We start from the raw sequence: 673 nt of genomic DNA, 5'->3' as shown, positions 1-673 counted from the left end.
TTTGTGAAGAACGAGTCATTCAGTCATACACCGGCTGTTTTTCTTAATAAACAAGATTGGCTTGATCTTCAGGCGCAGACACTTACTCGTCAAGGAACGAAATCAGCCGACAGTCAAGTTTACAATGCGATTGCCATTAAAGGCTCGAACGAAAAAGTTAAGGATCTTCAGGCCGCGCTGCCCAATACAGCGGTTATAACGAAGTCTGAGGCAGTGTCAGCGATTCCTGGTTACAAAGAAGAGCAAGGCTCTCTTCTGATGATGATTGTATTTTTGTTTGTTATTTCTGCCTTTGTATTGGCTGTATTCTTTTATGTCATCACGATCCAGAAAACCAGTCAATTTGGTATTTTGAAAGCCATCGGTACACGTGCTGCCTATTTAGCTAGGAGTGTCACGATGCAGGTTTTGCTCTTATCGGTCGGCAGTTTGATCATTAGTGTCCTGCTGGTACAATTGTTTGAGGCCGTATTGCCAAGTTCTATGCCCTTTCAATTAGGTTTCTCCACCTTGGCACTTACTTGCTTGTCCTTTGTGGCAATGTCTCTGGCCGGTTCGCTATTTTCGGTGTGGAAAGTCGCCAAAATCGATGCATTAGATGCGATTGGGAGGACAGCAGCATGAGAAACAGACTTGTATTACAGGAGATTACACGGACTTTTGAGGATGGCGG

The 673-nt window shown here is 44.3% G+C and carries 1 protein-coding gene; it reads left to right on the top strand.

The window, feature by feature from the left end; all coding sequences use genetic code 11:
• The coding region (locus tag GC097_RS35470; protein ID WP_171684330.1) for an ABC transporter permease at positions 1 to 624 on the top strand (624 nt) is incomplete at its 5' end.
• Between the last annotated feature and the right edge of the window lie 49 nt (positions 625 to 673).

The sequence above is a fragment of the Paenibacillus planticolens genome, from assembly GCF_013141725.1.
GTDB classification, from domain to species: Bacteria; Bacillota; Bacilli; order Paenibacillales; family NBRC-103111; genus Paenibacillus_E; species Paenibacillus_E planticolens.
The sequence above is the reverse complement of the archived record's forward strand: the minus strand, read 5'-3'. Positions and strand labels throughout refer to the sequence as shown.